The organism is Acinetobacter sp. C15, assembly GCF_013420645.1.
Taxonomy (GTDB): domain Bacteria; phylum Pseudomonadota; class Gammaproteobacteria; order Pseudomonadales; family Moraxellaceae; genus Acinetobacter; species Acinetobacter indicus.
The window spans coordinates 1-1,300 of sequence record NZ_VOXR01000124.1; the positions used below are offsets into that span (position 1 = coordinate 1).

Annotated in this window: 1 protein-coding gene; it reads left to right on the top strand. The window is 43.6% G+C overall.

The window, feature by feature from the left end:
* Positions 1 to 60: 60 nt before the first annotated feature.
* Positions 61 to 1,266 (top strand): IS256 family transposase, encoded by a 1,206-nt coding sequence (locus FTT63_RS15445; protein ID WP_004911237.1) that lies wholly within the window; start codon positions 61 to 63, stop codon positions 1,264 to 1,266.
* The last annotated feature ends 34 nt before the right edge of the window (positions 1,267 to 1,300 follow it).

Sequence of the window (1,300 nt, forward strand, 5' to 3'; positions counted from 1 at the left end):
GGTAGTGTTCAAAAATCTGTGTCATTTCAATAAACTGAATCAAACAGGAAATGACACATCATGGCAAACAACTTTGATTTCGAAGCAGCTTTAAAACAATTACAGTCAGGACAACCCCTCACTGGTGAAAACGGTATCCTGACACCACTAATCAAACAGCTGACAGAAGCGGCTTTAAATGCTGAAATTGAAAACTATCTGGAAGAAAATCCTAAACCATCCAATCGCAGGAATGGTTACTCTCGCAAGACCGTAAAATCATCCTCCGGTTCATTTGAACTGGAAACACCTCGTGATCGCACTGGTGATTTTGAGCCTCAACTCGTCAAGAAAAATCAAACCAAACTCTCTGAAGAGATCGACAGTAAAGTCATCTCACTGTTTGCGCTCGGCATGAGCTACCGTGATATTCAAAAACATATTGCCGATATGTATGCACTGGATATTTCCGAGGGTGCCATTACCAATATTACAGACAAGCTAATCCCCGAATTACGTGCCTGGCAACAGAGGCCGCTTGATGCCGTATATCCCTTTGTGTGGCTCGATGCCATCCATTACAAGATCAAGGATGAAGGCCGTTATGTCAACAAAGCCGTTTATACCGTACTGGGATTAAATACCGAAGGCCATAAAGAACTGCTGGGTCTTTACCTATCAGAAAGTGAAGGTGCTAATTATTGGCTCAGCGTACTCACAGATTTGCAGAACCGTGGCATACAAGACATTCTGATCGCCTGCGTTGATGGGCTTAAAGGCTTCCCTGAAGCAATTGCTGCGATATTTCCGCAGACAGAAGTGCAGTTATGTATTATTCACCAAATCCGCAATAGCTTGCGTTATGTGGCCAGTAAGGATCAAAAAGCCTTTATGGCTGATCTGAAGCCTGTTTACCGAGCAGATACCAAGCAGGCAGCTGAAATGGCGCTAGATGAGCTGGAAGCCAAATGGGGGGATAAATACGAGAAAGTCATTCGTTCATGGCGTGAAAAATGGCATTTACTCAGTGCCTATTTCAAATATCCGAAAGCGGTTAGGAAGCCAATTTATACCACCAATGCGGTTGAAGCAGTACATCGCCAATTCAGAAAACTGACCAAAACCAAGGGGGCTTTCCCGAATGAAAATAGCCTGCTGAAATTGCTGTATATTGGCATTCAACAGGCTTCTGAAAAATGGACAATGCCGGTGACAAACTGGGGGCAAACCATCACACAGTTATCGATTTACTTTGAAGGCAGGCTCGATGATATAATTAAACTCTAGCCAATTCGGCTGACACAGAATTTTGAACGCTCTC

Coding starts and splice junctions, on each gene's coding strand:
- FTT63_RS15445 (WP_004911237.1), top strand. CDS start 61: ATGGCAAACAACTTTGATTTCGAAGCAGCTTTAAAACAATTACAGTCA.